Source organism: Lentzea nigeriaca (genome assembly GCF_016907955.1).
In the GTDB taxonomy this organism is placed as follows: Bacteria; Actinomycetota; Actinomycetes; order Mycobacteriales; family Pseudonocardiaceae; genus Lentzea; species Lentzea nigeriaca.
In genome coordinates this window covers 375,654-390,013 of record NZ_JAFBCX010000001.1, presented here as the reverse complement: position 1 = coordinate 390,013, position 14,360 = coordinate 375,654, and the positions used below count along the sequence as shown (strand labels likewise).

14 protein-coding genes are annotated in these 14,360 nt (G+C 70.4%); 10 read left to right on the top strand and 4 right to left on the bottom strand.

Annotated features, from left to right (window positions below; all coding sequences use genetic code 11):
- The first annotated feature begins 37 nt into the window (after nucleotides 1-37).
- The 6 genes from JOD27_RS01295 (at nucleotide 38) to JOD27_RS46385 (ending at nucleotide 5,580) form a co-directional block, all read left to right on the top strand.
- Nucleotides 38-718 carry an alpha/beta fold hydrolase gene (locus JOD27_RS01295; RefSeq protein ID WP_204760256.1) on the top strand — a complete coding sequence of 227 codons (681 nt, stop codon included), beginning with the start codon at nucleotides 38-40 and terminating at the stop codon, nucleotides 716-718.
- Nucleotides 719-732: 14 nt separating this feature from the next.
- On the top strand, nucleotides 733-1,128 hold the full coding sequence (locus tag JOD27_RS01290) for a type II toxin-antitoxin system VapC family toxin (RefSeq protein ID WP_204760255.1): 396 nt from the start codon (nucleotides 733-735) through the stop codon (nucleotides 1,126-1,128).
- A 253-nt stretch (nucleotides 1,129-1,381) separates the two neighbouring features.
- Nucleotides 1,382-2,086: a response regulator transcription factor gene (locus JOD27_RS01285; protein ID WP_204760254.1), complete on the top strand. Its 705-nt coding sequence runs from the start codon at nucleotides 1,382-1,384 to the stop codon at nucleotides 2,084-2,086.
- Complete coding sequence (locus JOD27_RS46390) at nucleotides 2,076-3,797, top strand: sensor histidine kinase (RefSeq protein ID WP_204760253.1); 1,722 nt, start codon at nucleotides 2,076-2,078, stop codon at nucleotides 3,795-3,797. The genes JOD27_RS01285 and JOD27_RS46390 overlap by 11 nt, the downstream gene beginning before the upstream one ends.
- A gap of 48 nt (nucleotides 3,798-3,845) precedes the next feature.
- Nucleotides 3,846-4,559: a M23 family metallopeptidase gene (locus JOD27_RS01275; RefSeq protein ID WP_204760252.1), complete on the top strand. Its 714-nt coding sequence runs from the start codon at nucleotides 3,846-3,848 to the stop codon at nucleotides 4,557-4,559.
- A 34-nt stretch (nucleotides 4,560-4,593) separates the two neighbouring features.
- Entirely contained in the window at nucleotides 4,594-5,580 is a 987-nt protein-coding gene (locus JOD27_RS46385) for a C40 family peptidase (RefSeq protein WP_204760251.1), read from the top strand.
- A 65-nt stretch (nucleotides 5,581-5,645) separates the two neighbouring features.
- Here JOD27_RS46385 and JOD27_RS01265 read toward each other — a convergent pair whose 3' ends face one another.
- Nucleotides 5,646-6,743 (bottom strand): HAAS signaling domain-containing protein, encoded by a 1,098-nt coding sequence (locus JOD27_RS01265; RefSeq protein ID WP_204760250.1) that lies wholly within the window; start codon nucleotides 6,741-6,743, stop codon nucleotides 5,646-5,648.
- The gene (locus tag JOD27_RS01260) at nucleotides 6,740-7,078 is read right to left on the bottom strand and encodes a PadR family transcriptional regulator (protein ID WP_204760249.1); all 339 of its coding nucleotides are present in this window, start codon (nucleotides 7,076-7,078) and stop codon (nucleotides 6,740-6,742) included. Before JOD27_RS01260 ends, JOD27_RS01265 begins: the two co-directional genes overlap by 4 nt.
- Before the next feature lie 149 nt (nucleotides 7,079-7,227).
- Between JOD27_RS01260 and JOD27_RS01255 the strand changes: the two genes are divergently transcribed.
- Both JOD27_RS01255 and JOD27_RS01250 read left to right on the top strand, forming a co-directional pair.
- Nucleotides 7,228-7,680: a hypothetical protein gene (locus tag JOD27_RS01255; RefSeq protein ID WP_204760248.1), complete on the top strand. Its 453-nt coding sequence runs from the start codon at nucleotides 7,228-7,230 to the stop codon at nucleotides 7,678-7,680.
- 2 nt (nucleotides 7,681-7,682) lie between these two features.
- Nucleotides 7,683-10,667 (top strand): M48 family metalloprotease, encoded by a 2,985-nt coding sequence (locus JOD27_RS01250; protein ID WP_204760247.1) that lies wholly within the window; start codon nucleotides 7,683-7,685, stop codon nucleotides 10,665-10,667.
- Here JOD27_RS01250 and JOD27_RS01245 read toward each other — a convergent pair.
- Nucleotides 10,664-11,338, bottom strand: coding sequence for a TetR/AcrR family transcriptional regulator (locus JOD27_RS01245; protein WP_307829806.1), 675 nt, complete (start codon nucleotides 11,336-11,338; stop codon nucleotides 10,664-10,666). The genes JOD27_RS01250 and JOD27_RS01245 overlap by 4 nt on opposite strands.
- Nucleotides 11,339-11,531: 193 nt before the next feature.
- Here JOD27_RS01245 and JOD27_RS01240 point away from each other — a divergent pair, with 193 nt between their 5' ends.
- Nucleotides 11,532-12,290, top strand: a complete 759-nt coding sequence (locus tag JOD27_RS01240) for an SDR family NAD(P)-dependent oxidoreductase (RefSeq protein ID WP_204760246.1) — start codon at nucleotides 11,532-11,534, stop codon at nucleotides 12,288-12,290.
- 6 nt (nucleotides 12,291-12,296) lie between these two features.
- On the opposite strand, the gene JOD27_RS01235 is transcribed toward JOD27_RS01240, so the two are convergent.
- Nucleotides 12,297-13,112, bottom strand: coding sequence for an SDR family NAD(P)-dependent oxidoreductase (locus JOD27_RS01235; protein ID WP_204760245.1), 816 nt, complete (start codon nucleotides 13,110-13,112; stop codon nucleotides 12,297-12,299).
- Nucleotides 13,113-13,258: 146 nt separating this feature from the next.
- Between JOD27_RS01235 and JOD27_RS01230 the strand changes: the two genes are divergently transcribed.
- Nucleotides 13,259-14,101: a TrmH family RNA methyltransferase gene (locus tag JOD27_RS01230; protein WP_204760244.1), complete on the top strand. Its 843-nt coding sequence runs from the start codon at nucleotides 13,259-13,261 to the stop codon at nucleotides 14,099-14,101.
- The last annotated feature ends 259 nt before the right edge of the window (nucleotides 14,102-14,360 follow it).

The following is a 14,360-nucleotide window of genomic DNA, read 5'->3' as shown; positions in this document are numbered from 1 at the left end:
CGTGACGATGCACTGATCGCGCAGCAGAGGGAGAACTGTGGACATCCTGCTCATCGCCGGCCTGTGGCTCGACGGATCGGCCTGGTCCGATGTCGCGTCCACGCTCCGATCGCTCGGCCACCGTCCCGTGGCGCTGACCCTGCCGGGGCAGGGCGACGGATCCACCTCCGCCACACTCGACGATCAGCTGGCCGCCGTGCTCGCCGCCGTGGACGCCGCCCCCGGCAAACCCGTGGTGGTGGGGCACTCGGCCGCGTGCACCCTGGCCTGGCTGGCCGCGGACGCTCGCCCGGAAAGGATCTCCAAGGTGGTCTTCATCGGCGGCTTCCCGACGAGCGACGGAAAGCCCTACGCCGACTTCTTCGAACTGCGGGACGGCGTCATGCCCTTCCCCGGCTGGGAGCCGTTCGAAGGCCCCGACTCGGCCGACCTCGACGAGGAGACCAAGCGCGCCTTCGCCGCTGCCGCCCTCCCCGTCCCCCAGGCCGTGGCCACCGGTGTCGTACGGCTGACCGACGAGCGACGCTTCGACGTCCCGGCCGTGGTCGTCTGCCCCGAGTTCACCCCGGCCCAGGCCCAGGAGTGGATCAACGCGGGCGACGTGCCCGAGCTCGCCAAGGCCAAGCACCTCGACTTCGTCGACATCGACTCCGGCCACTGGCCCATGCACACCAAGCCGGCCGAACTCGCCCGTCTCCTCGCGGCCGCCACGGCCTGAAACGCGGATCTCCCATGACCAAGTACGTGATCGGCCCGGACGTGGCCATCCGCCTGGCCCAGGACCGGGCCGTGATCGACGCCGAACACCAGCTCCTGGCCCCGACGCTGCTCCGCTCGCAGACCCTGTCCCTTCTGCACCAAGAAGTACACCGCGGCGAGATGACCAAAAAGGACGCCGAGCGACGGCTCGACCACCTGCGCGGGCTGCGGATCCGGCTGCTCGGCGACCGCGTCCTGCAGGCCACCGCCTGGAAGGTCGCGGACCAGCTCGGGTGGCCCGACACCTTCGTCGCCGAGTACGTCGCCCTGACCCAGCTCCAAGCGGACGCGTTCGTCACACTTGACGAAAGACTCGCCCGTGCGGTGAAGGAGCTGGTGACGATCGCACCTATCGACGCGCTGACCTGACTAGGAATCGCTGAAACGCTCGCATGAAACGAGATTGGCGACGAACCGGCCGAACGAGTCGGGCACCCGGTCTTCGTCCACGTGGACGACGCAAGGTTCACCCTCGGGCCCCGCCTCTGAGTACTCGAGCATGAGGGCGTCGTGGCCACCCGACGGCATGTCACAAATGACCAAGCCAACGTCCGGGTAACCCCACTCGGCGATCAGTCGGGAGCGCGCACTCCGTAAGCGAACTGCTGGCATCATGGCCGCCATGTGCGCCTATGTCCTGGTGGCAGAAGACGAACCGAGACAGGCGGAACTGATCGGCCGCTTCCTGGCCCGGGAGAACCACTCGTTCCTGCTGGTGGACGACGGACGCAAGGCGCTCGACGAGATCCGGGGCCGACGCCCGGACCTGCTGGTGCTGGACCTCATGCTGCCGGGCGTGGACGGCTGGGACGTCTGCCGGGCGGTTCGCAGCGAGGACGCGGACCTGCCGGTCCTGGTGATCAGCGCACGGGCGGAGGCCGACGACAAGCTGCTCGGGTTCGATCTCGGCGCGGACGACTACCTCGCCAAGCCGTACGACCCGCGTGAGCTGATGGCACGGGTGCGGGCGTTGTTGCGCCGTTCCGGCACGACCGGCACTCCCGCGCGGCGGGCGCTGCGGGTCGGCGAGCTGGAACTGGAGCCGATGCGGCACGAGGTGCGGGTCGCGGGCCGGCTGGTCGCATGCACGCCTGCCGAGTTCCGCATCCTCGCGGTGCTGGCCGCCGAGCCGGGTCGGGTGTTCAGCCGGGCGCAGCTGCTCGAGGACGCGTACGGGCTGGACGGGTTCATCACCGAGCGCACGATCGACGTTCACGTGCGCAATCTGCGGCGCAAGATCGAGGCCGACCCGGCTGCCCCGGCGTATCTGCTCACCGTCTACGGGATCGGGTACAAGATCTCGGACGGGAGTGGTCGTGGCCGGTAGGCCTCGCCGGCTGCGGTTGCTGTTGCTGGCGGGCACGGTGCTGGTGTCGGCGTGTTCGATCGCGGCGACGGCGTGGCTGTCGGTACAGAGCACGACGCAGACGTTGCGGGCTGAGCAAGGTCGCGAGCAGGCGGGGCTGGCCCGCGTCTACGACGCGGTGCTCGGGTACGGGGCCGAGCACCCGGACTGGTCGGGCATCACACCGCTGCTCGAGGACCTCAGTGGCGAGACCGGGTTGCACATCCAGCTCACCACGACGGAGCGGACCCCCATCGGTGGCACGTTCGACGCGGACGACGTGCGGGGGGCCAACCAGCCGGCCGCGGTGGTCGATCCGCTCAACGTCGACCTCGAGCTGAGTCCGGACACTCCGCAGGACCGCATCGACCCGCGCGCACTGGGGCCGTTCCTGCTCACCGCCGAGGAGCAGCGGATCTCCAAGGCGCAAGCCGAGAACGACGCCGCGTGCGCCCGCCGTCAGGGGGTCGCGGCCGAGATCCGGACGAGCGCGGCCGGGCGCTCGTACTCCTGGCCCGCCACGGACGGCTGCCTGTCCTTGGCTCTGAACAGCCCCGCGCAACAAAGTGCGCTGCGGCAGATCAACGAGCACCTGAAACAGTGCCAAACCCGCAACGGGACGTCCTACCGTCCGGTGTATCTCGGTGCGGACGGCTCACTGCAGATGCTGTCGGAGGAGGGCACGCAGGTGCAGGAGAAGTGCCTGGCCTCTGCCCGGCGCGCGGTGCTCACGTCCCACGTGGCCCCGGCCGCGTTCCTGTTCGTCGGGCAACCGGTGGTCCGGCACACCGTGGTGGGACTGCCCGCCGCCGGGGTCGCGCAGATCGCGCTGGCCGCGTCGCTCGTGCTGGTGTTCGCGATCGCCGTGAGCTTCCTGCTGGCCGGTCGCGTGCTGCGGCCGCTGACCGTGCTCACCGAGGCGGCCAGGCGGATGCGCACGGGTGACCTGTCAGCGCGGGCGGAGGTCACCGCACGCTGGGAGGTCTCGGAGGTCGCGGCGGCGTTCAACGACATGTCCGAGCACCTCGCGCGGGCGGAGACGTTGCGCAAGAACATGGTGAACGACCTGTCGCACGAACTGCGCACGCCGCTGGGCACGATGCGCGGGTGGCTGGTCGCCGCGCAGGAGGGTGTCGCCGAGGTGGACGCCGACCTGCTGGAACTGCTGCTCCAGGAGACGCTGGTGTTGCAGCAGCTGGTCGAGGACCTGCAGGAGCTGGCCGCCGCCGACGCGGGTGCGCTGAGCCTGCATCCGGAACCGATGGACGCCGCCGAGCTGCTGGCCGGGATCGCCGCCGCGCACCAGGTCGACCTCGACGTGCCCGCGGGGCAGGAGCTGCGGCTGACCGCGGACCCGGTGCGGCTGCGGCAGGTGGTGCGCAACCTCGTGGTCAACGCCGTGCAGCACACCCCCGCGGACGGGAGGGTCGCGGTCGGCGGCCGCGTCGAGGGCGACGAGGTCGTGCTCACCGTCTCCGACACCGGGCACGGCATCGCGGCGGACGACCTGCCGCACGTGTTCGAACGGTTCTGGCGGGCCGACCGTTCCCGCGCTCGCGCCACCGGCGGACGTGGCCTCGGGCTGGCGATCGCGAAGCACTACGTCCTGGCGCACAAGGGAACGATCACCGTGACGAGCGAGGTGGGCGAGGGCACGACGTTCACGATCCGGCTGCCCCGCGAAGAAACCTGAACATCATCTACTCGAGTTCTTAACAACCCTGCCCGAATCTTCGCCGACATGCGAACCCCCGCGCACCGGCTTCCCCCGCCACCGTCGGCGCTGCGCGGACGCATCGTCGTCGCCGCGGTCGCAGCGGGCGCTTTCGCCACGGCGGGTGTGGGCCAGGCCCTGCAGGCCGCCGCCAAGGACGGCAGGAACGTCCAGCTCGCGAACCACACCGACGGCGCGGCGACGTTCAGCGGAACGGGCGGCGACACCCGGTACGCCCCGCACGTCCTCGCGGCTCACCGCACGACGCCGGAAGGTGCAGCCGAAGCCGCGAAACTCCTGCGCAGCCAGCAGATCACGACGCGGCGGGAGGCGGCGGAGGCCGAGACCAGGCGCGCGAAGTTCGCGTGCCCCGCCGTCGGGCAGTTCACGTCCAGCTTCGGCGCTCGCTGGGGCAGGATGCACCGCGGCATCGACATCGCCGGCCCCATCGGCACCCCGATCCTCGCTGCCGCCGACGGCGTCGTGAAGGACGCCGGCCCCGTTTCCGGCTTCGGCCAATGGGTTCGCCTCGTGCACGCCGACGGCACCATCACCGTCTACGGCCACGTCGACAGCTACAACGTCCGCGAAGGCCAACGGGTCCAGGCCGGCCAGCAGATCGCCCGCATGGGCAACCGCGGCGAGTCCACCGGCTCCCACCTCCACTTCGAGGTCTGGAACCCGGACGGCGAGAAGATCAACCCACTCCCCTGGCTCAACGATCGAGGCGTCACCGTCTGAGTGCGCCAGGCACACGAAGAAGGAGGACCGCGACGTGGTGTCGCACCCCTCACGCCGCGCCGTGCGCGGAGCGTTCGTCACGACGGCGGCAGTGGTCGCGGCCGTGCTCCCCGCGACGCCGGGCAACGCACAGCCTTCCGCCGCCGACGCGCTCGCGAAGTACAACGAGCTGTCCGAGAAGGCCTCCCAGCTCAACCAGGACAAGCTGAAGGCGCAGGGCGACCTCGCCGCCAAGCAGGGTGAACTGGACAGGGCCAAGGGCGACCTGGCCACTGCCCAGCAGGCCGCGAACTCGTTGCGCGGCCAGGTGGACCTCCTCACCGAGGCCACCTACTCGGGCGCGAGCTTCAACCAGATCTCCGCACTGCTGGTGAGCGACTCGCAGCAGGACTTCCTCAACCGCATGTCCGCCCTCAACCTCCTCGCCGCGGACAACGCCGAGGCGCTGAAGAAGCTCACCGACGCCGTCACCGCCGCGGACGCCGCCACCAGGACGGCAGACGAAGCGACCGAGGCGTCGAAGAAGCTGCTCGCCGAACTCGACCAGAAGAACGCCGACCTGCAGAAGCAGATGAACGAGGCCCGCACTCAGTACAACTCGCTCAGCGCCTCGACCAGGAACACCCTGAAGAACGCCGGCGACATGTCACCGATCAAGGCCCCACCCGGAACCGCCGGCAAGGCACTGGAGTTCGCGCTGGCGCAGCGCGGCGACAGGTACGTCCACGGCGCCACCGGCCCGGACGCCTGGGACTGCTCCTCGCTCATCCAGGCCGCCTACCGCTACGCGAACGTGTCCATCGGCCGCACCAGCTACCAACAGGCCAAGGAGGGTCGCGCGGTCAGCCGCGGCGAGGTCAAGCCCGGCGACATCATCGTCTACTACTCCGGCCAGTCCCACGTGGCCATGGCGGTGGACAGCGTGCGCGCCGTGCACGCCTCCACCGAGAACGTGCCGGTGAAGATCGCCGACATCGACTCGATCGGCCCGATCAGCGTGATCCGCCGCATCGCCGACTGAGCCGCGACGGAGCCGGTAGGGCCGCGACCAGCCATCTGGTCGCGGCCACTCCCCCACGTGAAGACTCAGAGCTCGCGGCCGCGGACCCGCCAAGCCGCCGCCAGCGGGAGCACGACCACGAACAGCAAACCGAGTCCCAGCCGGGTGCTCTGGTCGTCGGGAACCCACGCCGGGGCAGGGGCGCGCACGGAGTCGGGTACAGCCCGCGTCAGGTCGGCTGCGATGTCGCGCGGCGGCTCGGCTCCCGCGTCCCACACCGTTCCGGCGAGCCGGGTCTCGTGCTGGGCCAGCAGCACCACACCGACCGGCGCGGCCAGTACCGCGGCGAGGACGAGAGCCTTGGTGAGCACGGCCAGTCCTGGCCGGGCGAGCAGCAGTCCGCCGGCGGCCAGCAGCGTCGCGGCGCACACCAGGGCGACGACCAGCAGCGGGCCGTCGAGCATGGTCCCGACCGAGGTGCCCAGGCGGGAGCCGGACAGCAGCAGCGCGGTGGCGAGGCCGACGGCAGGCGTGAGCAGCAGGGCGAGCACGTCGAGGGACAGACCCGCCGTCTCCGCGCGGCGCAGGCGCAGTCCGGCGAGCACGGGGAGGCCGAGGCCCAGCAGCAGCATCGCCAGCTGGCCGAGCACCACCACCCAGGAGTCGCTCGCCCAGACGTACTGGGACCCGTCGGGTTCGTTCCTCCACGGGTGCCCGGCCTGGAACACCTTGTCGAGGATGCCGCCCAGCCCGGCCAGCGGCGGGGCGAGCGCCCCCAGCACGGCCAGAGCGCGAGTGCCCGCCGCGGCCTCCGCACGCAGCACCAGGGTCAGCACGACCACGGACGCCAGCACGATCAGCGCCATGCTGGGCAGACCGGGCGGCAGCGCCGGGGTCAGGTAGAGCAGGCCGGTCAGCGGCAACAGCAGAAGGCCGAGGGCGGCACGGGCGCGGGCCCGCGACACCGGCGGGAGGCCTTCCGCGGCAACGGTTTCCGCCGGATCACCCAGCCGGGCCACCGCCGCGGCGAGCTCCTCCTCGGACGCGGCTTCGGCGATCAGCGCGTCCAGGTGTTCGACCAGCTCCTGCCGCAGTTCTCCCCGGCGGGGCTGCGGCAGGGCGGCAGCGGCGCGGTCGAAGCGCGCCAGCCACTCCGCGGCAGCGGAATGCTTCACGGCGTTCATTTGTCTCCCTCGAGAACCTCGTCCACCGCGGCACGGAAGCTGCGCCAATGACGGTGGAACACTTCCAGCGCGGTTCGGCCCTGCGCGGTCAGCTCGTAGTAGCGGCGCGGCGGGCCCTGGTCCGACGGCTGCCAGCTGGTCTCCAGCAACCCGTCTTTGCGCAGCCGCGACAGCAGCGGATAGATCGTGCCCTCGCTGGTGCCCAGACCCTCGACCGCGGCGAGCTCGCGGACCAGGTCGAAGCCATAGCGGGGGCCACGTTCCAGCAAGGCCAGCACGCAGTGCTCGATCACCCCGCGGCGAAGCTGGGCGAGCAACTGGGCATCTGTTGTCACGGACACAAGGTACCTTGCATCGCAAGGTAGTAGCCAGCCTGGGGTCCACTGGTCCGTTCGGGTGCATTCGACCTGCCTCGTCCCTGCCGTCTGCACATGATCGCTCTACTGGGCGTTCGAGGTGTGTGAGCACCGTGGAGGTGGAACCAGTGACGTCGCCGGTGAAATCCGTCGAGGTGGCCGATGTCGTCCGCGATGTCGTCGAGAAGCTGGCGCCGGACGAGATGCCTGCCGTCAACGCGCTCGCCGCGCTCAAACCCGCTGTCGCGGCACGACGGCTGGAGAGAGCCCGCACGGCGCGTGATCCACTGGGGTTCGGACTGGGCGACCTGCTCGTGACGATCACACCCGTGGTGTGGATAACGGTCGAGCACTTCGCCGGGCGGTTGGGCGACACGGCCGCCGAGAAGATCGCCGACCGGTTGCGGAAGTTGTTCCGCCGCAAGGCAATACCGCGGCGGGTGGCGCTGACTCCTGAACAGATGGCCGAGCTGCGCGAGAAGGTGCTGGAAACCGGTGCGCGGCAAGGGCTGACGCCGGAGCAGTGCGCACAGATCGCCGACGCCATAATCGCGCGGCTGGCGCTCGGCGATGCGGAATAGTGTTGTCCAGGGTCGACGAACGGGTGCTCGGGCCGGGAACGACGGTTCGGTTCGCGCTGCTGCTGGTGTTGTTCGTGGTGGCGTCGGTGGCGTTCACGTCGGACTTCGCCGGCCGCACCACCGAGTCACTCGATTGGGCCTGCCGGTTGGCCGCCGGCTGGGACCCGGATGCCGGCGATCTGGCCGCGCTGACCGGCGGACCGACCCAGCAGGCCCACGCCTTCCAGGCGTGCCTCGACGAGTACGCGCCGCGCCCCGCGTGGTGGCTGCCGTTGCTCGGGCCCGTCGTGCTGGCCGGGGTGGCGGCGATCGTGTTCTTCGCGATCGGGGCGCGGAAGTCGCGGCGCGTTGTGCCGCTGGCGGAGGTCGAACCCGCAGATAGCGATGTCTACGAGATCCTCCGCGATCTGGTGGCCACCGCCGGGCTCGACCAGGCGCCCGCGTTCGTCGTCGACCCGATCGCCACGTCCACCAAGGGCGCCGTCGCGTTCGGACGGGACCGCAAACCGGTGGTGCGCCTGGACGTCGGCCTCCTGGTGCAGCGCAAGAAGGACCCCGGCGGGTTCCGGGTGGTGGTACTGCACGAGCTGGCACACGTCCACAACCGAGACATCACCCTCACCTACGCGACCGTCGCGCTGTGGCGGACGTTTCTCGCGCTGGCGTTGCTGCCCGACACCGCGTGGCTGGTGTTGCAGCTGCTGTTCGGCCCGTCCTCGCCGCTGTCGTCGTCCTACCTGCCGGGCCTCGTCCGCGGTGTCGTGCTCGCGGTCGTGATGGTTTTGCTGGTGCTGCTCGCGCGGGCGGATGTCCTGCGCACGCGCGAGGTGTACGCCGACCTCACCGCGCTGCGATGGGGTGCGGACCGGCGGGGCTGGGAGACGACCGACCGCTCGTCCGGCGGTGCGTTCGCCGAGTTGTGGCGCACGCACCCGCGCTGGGACCTGCGGCGGAGTTCGCTGGACGACCCGGCACCGCTGTTCGGTGTGCGGGCACTGCCGATGTTCCTCACCGGGGCGGGCGCGGCACTGATCAACAACGCCGCCTTCCAGTACCTCAAGCAGTACCGGATCCACGACGGGTGGCAGCACCAGGTGATCACGCTGGTCGCGGCCGCGCTCGTCACCGGGGTCGCGGGCATCGCGTTGTGGCGCGCGGTGGTGCACGCGCGGCTGACCGGCATCAGCGGGCCGACCGGGGTGCGGGCCGGGATGTGGCTCGGGCTGGGACTGGTGGCCGGGGAACTGGTCGCCGGGCAGCACGTCGACCACGACTGGGTGCCCGCCCGGTGGTGGGCGATGGTGGTGCTCGTGGCGGCCGGGGTGGCGTTCACCTGGTGGATCGCCCAGAACGCCCGGCTGTGGGCGGGCACCTGGCGTGGACGCACGCTGCGGGCGCCGATGCTACTGGCGCTCTTGGCCGGAGGCGTGGTGCTGTCGTCCTGGTTCGTGTGGTGGCTCGGCGGCGGTGGCCCGCTGCTGGTGGTCGGCTCGCTGCTGAACACGGACGACCTGATCGACGAGTTCCAGCGCGGCCTCCCCGGCGCAGGAACCGGTCGAGTGTCGCGGATCGTGCTGAGCACCGTGCCGCTGCTGGCGACGCTGCACCACGTGCCTCTTGTCCTCGTCGCCGTGGCGCTGACCTGGGTGGTGCCGCTGCTCGCATGGACGATCAGGCCGGGGCTGCTGCGCTGGGTGCACGAGGCCGTCCCCGACGTCCCGGAACCGCCCGCGCTGCCGCCGCCCGCGCTGCCGCTGCCCGCGCTTCGCCGCGTCGTGCTGCCCGGCCTGATCGCCGGGCTGGCGGCCACCGTGGCCCCGTTCGTGGAGCGCGATCTGGACGAGCTGGCGTACATCGCCACGACGTTCGTCGCGGCCGCCGCTGCGGCGCTGCTCGCCGCACTCGTCGCGCCGAGCACCCACCGCCTCGCCACCACCCTCGCCGGCGCGCAGATCGCCGCGTTGACCACCATCGCCTGCGGTGCGCTCATCCGGTCCTGGTCCGTGCTGGAACCGATGATCACGCCGGGCCTGGTCGCCGCTGCCGGGATCGCCGTTGCCGTCGCCGCAGTCCGCGCGCTGGCCCATCGCCTCGGCCGGTTGCGTCCGGCCGCCACGGCACCCCGCCGCGCTCGGGTGCGTCAGCGCCGCACGGCCATCGCGGTGCTCACCATCTCCGCGCTGGGCGTCGCCGGAGCCGAGATCGCAGGTGCGGCGACGTCCGATCATGTCCCCGAATTCGTCCAGAAGACCACATCGACGGCCACGCCCTCCGCAGCCACCACGCGGATGCAGGTCACGGCCTGGAACCGGGTCGGCGGCCGCACCCTCCTCGACCACCTCATGAGCGCCACGACCTGCGATGCCGCCAGTGCCGCCGCGACGGACGCTGCGGCGTTCCTCCGCGTGCCCGACCACCGTCTCGTTCCCCTGTGGCAGACCGTCGTCACGCGCTCCGGCCGTGCCAGAACGACCTGTACCGACAACGTCGAGACAGGCCTCGCATGGGCCCGCCAGGCCGCTGCCGCGGCGACCGCCCTGCGCACCGGACTCGACGTCGTGGCACGGGGAGGCACGCCGGACACCACCGTGCCCGAACCCGCCGAACGCCTGAACCTCGCGCACTGGGCCGGCCGTGGCGCACGCAATGTGCTCATCAACTACGGCATGGCCGCCACGAACCTGTTCGACTACATCGACCGCGTGCAAGGCCAAGTCGAAACGCCCACACTCGCACGCCACTGCGCCGAGGTGACCCGCGCCGCGCGCGACGGGCAGGGTTTCTTCCGCGTCGACGACCCGTGGATGCAGGACCGGTGGGACTCGTTCGTGGAAGCCGCGGGCACGGCGGGAGCGCACTGCATGCGCGCGATCATGGACCTCGACGAGCAGGCCCTGCAGGTCGCGTTGCAGGAGATCCAGGCGCAGCACCGGGCAGCCGATTGCCTGCGCTCCCGGCTTCACGGTTCGGCGGAGGGCAGCTGCTAGCCGGCGGCTGACGCCAGCAGACCGCTGAGGAGGGCGTCCAGCATGCTCGTCAGGGACTGAGCGAAGTTCATCGCGAGGGACGCCAGCTCCGGATCACGCGCATAGGCTTCCCTCATCGCCTCGGACGGAAGCGCGTGCGTCCAGACCGCTCCCGCCATCATGAGCACGGTCGCGGCGAACTGCTGCGCGCCGGCGGTGCTGAGTTCGGGGAGATGGCCCCTGACGATCGTGGCCAGCACGTTGAGATCGTCGATCATGTTGCGCTTGTACCGCGCCGCCACGTCGGCCGAGATGTTCCGTTCGAGGACGGCGGCCTGGGCGCTGAGCAGGTCGCACAACACCGGCCGTTGCTCGAGGCTGCCGACGACGACCGCGACGACACGTGCTCGGCGGCGGTTCACGGAGGCGCGGCCGAGGCGTCCGAGGTCCTGCCCGACGGCCAGCAGCCACTCGTCGAGTTCCGACGTCAGCAGGTCGAGCAGGACCGCCTCGCGCGACTCGAAGTACCTCAGCACGTTCGACTTGGCGAGGCCCGCACGGCGTGCGAGCTCGTTCAGCGTCACGGCGGAGACCGACGTCTCGCGGAGCATCGCCGAGGCGGTCTCGAGGATGGTGGAACGGCGGATCGCGCGCTGCTCCTCGCTGCGGGCGCGCTGGAACGTCTCGGCCACGCGGTCATCCTACCGGCGCCGGTTACCGGACTGCCGGTCTCTAGCGAACCGACCACGCGGATCAGAACTTTCGCGACGCCAGAGGAGAGTGACTCCGGTCTCTAAAGACCGCCGGTCTGTTGTTAAAAGACCGACGGTCTCTTACAGTCGTTCTCGCACACAGGGCAACAACGACTCAACGAGGAAGGTCATCATGAGCACCGACAAGAAGGTTGCGGTCATCACGGGCGGCGCTACCGGCATCGGCAAGGAGACCGCACGGCTTCTGGTCGCGGACGGCGTGCACGTCGTGATCAGCGGGCGACGCAAGGACGTTGGCGAGGACGCGGTCGCCGAGGTCACCGCGAACGGCGGCAGCGCGTCGTTCCTGGCGGCGGACATGGACTCACCCGAGAGCATCCAGAGCCTGTTCGACTCCGTGCTGTCCGAACACGGCCGCCTGGACTACGCGGTCAACAACGCGGGCCTCGCCCACGAGACCGCCTCGATCGTCGACGCGGATCCGGTGAAGTTCCAGGAGATGCTCTCGACGAACGTGATGGGCCTGTTCCTGTGCCTGCAGCGGGAGATCAAGGAGATGCTCGCGAGCGGACGCGGCGGCGCCATCGTCAACCTCGCCTCCATCGCCGGGCTGAACGGCATCCCCTACAGCGGCCCGTACGCGGCCACCAAGCACGCCGTCGTCGGCCTCACCAAGACGGCCGGGATCGAGTACTCCTCACGCGGTGTCCGGGTGAACGCGGTGGCCCCCGGCGCGATCAAGACCGACATCATCGCGCGCGCCATCTCGCTCGGTCAGTACGACGAGGAGACCATCATCGACATGCACCCGATGGCCCGCATGGGCAAGCCGCAGGAGATCGCCGCGGGCATCCACTGGCTGCTGTCGGATCAGGCGTCCTTCGTCGCGGGCACGATCCTGAACATCGACGGCGGGTTCCAGGCGAAGTGAGTTGCCCTATTTCGGGGATGCGACCGCGCCGATCGCGGTCTGGCCGCCGTCGACCCGGATCGTCTCGGCGGTGATGTACCCGGCCGCCGGCGAGGCGAGGAAGCGGACCACCGCGGCCACCTCCTCGGGCTCCCCCATGCGGCCCAGCGGAATGCGCTCGGCGACGCGCCGCTCCTGGGCGGGGTCGGCGAAGGCGTCGTCGTTGATCGGGGTGCGGATGAACCCCGGATTCACGACGTTGACGGTGATCCGGTGCGGCGCGAGCTCCGCGGCGAGTTGCCGGGTCAGCGCGATGATCCCGCCTTTCGAGGCGGTGTACGCGGGGTAGGCGTAGCCGATCTCACCGGCGCACGAGCCGATGTTGACGATCCTCTTGGTTCCGTCCTCGGCACCGTCGAGCAGGTGGGGTTGCGCCGCCTCGCACACGCGGAAGGCGCCGGTGAGGTTGATGTCGAGCACCCTCGCCCAGGTTTCGGCGTCGGTGTCGGCCAAACCGGTCCGGTGCAGCACTCCGGCGGCGTTGACCACCACGTCGAGCCGTCCACGCCACGCGATCACGTCCGCGACGGCCTCGCGCACGGCCTGCTCGTCGCGGAGATCCGCGGTCAACGCCAGCGCTTCGCCACAACGCTCCGCCGTGGCCGCGGCGCCGTCGCCGTCGCGGTCCAGCACCGCGACGGCGAACCCGTCCTCGTGCAGCGCAACGCACGTCGCGGCGCCGATGCCCGAAGCTCCGCCGGTGACCAATGCGACCCGTCGTTCCATTTCGGACATACCTCCCGCGCCCTGCGCCGCTCGGGCGAGCTGACTCGATTCGATCATCGCACCGCCATGTTCCGGTGCCCGGCACCTCTTGTTGGTCTCCCTGGCGCGTCACCTACCGCGTCCACGACGGCCTGATGGTGATCCACCGACCATGAGCGAGCACGATAAGATCGCCGCCGCACGTCGGTTCACCTGGAGGAGCAGTGGCTGCGGTTCAGCGGATCACTTCCCGCAACGCCCGCTTCCAGCAGTGGCAGTCCTTGCTCACGAACCGCAACAAGCGCACCCGCGCACGGGAGTTCCTGGTCCAGGGCGTGCGCCCGATCACCATCGCGGTCGAGCACGACTGGCCGATCCGCACGCTCCTCTTCGACGCCAAGCGCCCGTTGTCCCAGTGGGCGAGGGAACTGCTCCGCACGTCGGGCGCCCAGCAGGTGGCGATGGAGCCGGAGCTCCTGGCCGAACTGGGCGAGAAGAACGAGGCCGCTCCCGAGGTCATCGCCGTCATGGAGATCCCGGACGACGACCTGGACCGCATCCGAGTAGGTAAAGACTTCCTCGGGGTGCTGTTCGACCGCCCGACCAGTCCAGGCAACATCGGTTCGATCATCCGCTCGGCAGACGCTTTCGGCGCGCACGGCCTGATCGTGACCGGCCACGCCGCGGACGTGTACGACTCGAAGTCGGTCCGCGCCAGCACGGGTTCCCTGTTCTCGCTCCCGGCCGTCCGCGTGCCTTCGCACCGCGAGGTGACGCAGTGGCTGGACGGGCACAGGTCCCAGGGCAACCGCGTTGTCGTCGTCGGCACCGACGAACACGGCGAGGCCGACATCTTCGACTTCGACCTCACCCAGCCGACCCTGCTGCTGATCGGCAACGAGACCTCAGGCCTCAGCACCGCGTGGCGGGAGCTGTGCGACCACGTCGTCAGCATCCCGATGACCGGCAGCGCGAGCTCCCTCAACGCGGCGAACGCGGCCACGGCGGTGCTGTACGAGGCGTCGCGGCAGCGCATCCTGGTCGCCCGGTCGCAATCCTCGCGCTGAGCCGCGCGAGAGGCGGTTTTCCGCATCCACGCGCGAACAATTCGCCCCCCGACGGCCCGCTCGTCGAATTCATCGAACTGCCACTCGATTCGACTGTCGAATCGCCGTGCACGCGAGGCAGGTATATGACAGCGCCCGCCGGCCGCAGCCTGAACCGGAGGTTCACCCACCCGCCCGGGGAGCCCTGCCACACGGCTAGCCAGACGCAGTCTGCGCTGGTCAAGGCACCGATCAGACACGACCGACCACCGCTCGCACG

Excerpts from the sequence above, each read along its gene's own strand:
- JOD27_RS01290 (WP_204760255.1), top strand. The coding sequence starts at position 733 with ATGACCAAGTACGTGATCGGCCCGGACGTGGCCATCCGCCTGGCCCAG.
- JOD27_RS01285 (WP_204760254.1), top strand. The coding sequence starts at position 1,382 with ATGTGCGCCTATGTCCTGGTGGCAGAAGACGAACCGAGACAGGCGGAA.
- JOD27_RS01275 (WP_204760252.1), top strand. The coding sequence starts at position 3,846 with ATGCGAACCCCCGCGCACCGGCTTCCCCCGCCACCGTCGGCGCTGCGC.
- JOD27_RS01265 (WP_204760250.1), bottom strand. The coding sequence starts at position 6,743 with ATGAACGCCGTGAAGCATTCCGCTGCCGCGGAGTGGCTGGCGCGCTTC.
- JOD27_RS01240 (WP_204760246.1), top strand. The coding sequence starts at position 11,532 with ATGAGCACCGACAAGAAGGTTGCGGTCATCACGGGCGGCGCTACCGGC.
- JOD27_RS01235 (WP_204760245.1), bottom strand. The coding sequence starts at position 13,112 with ATGATCGAATCGAGTCAGCTCGCCCGAGCGGCGCAGGGCGCGGGAGGT.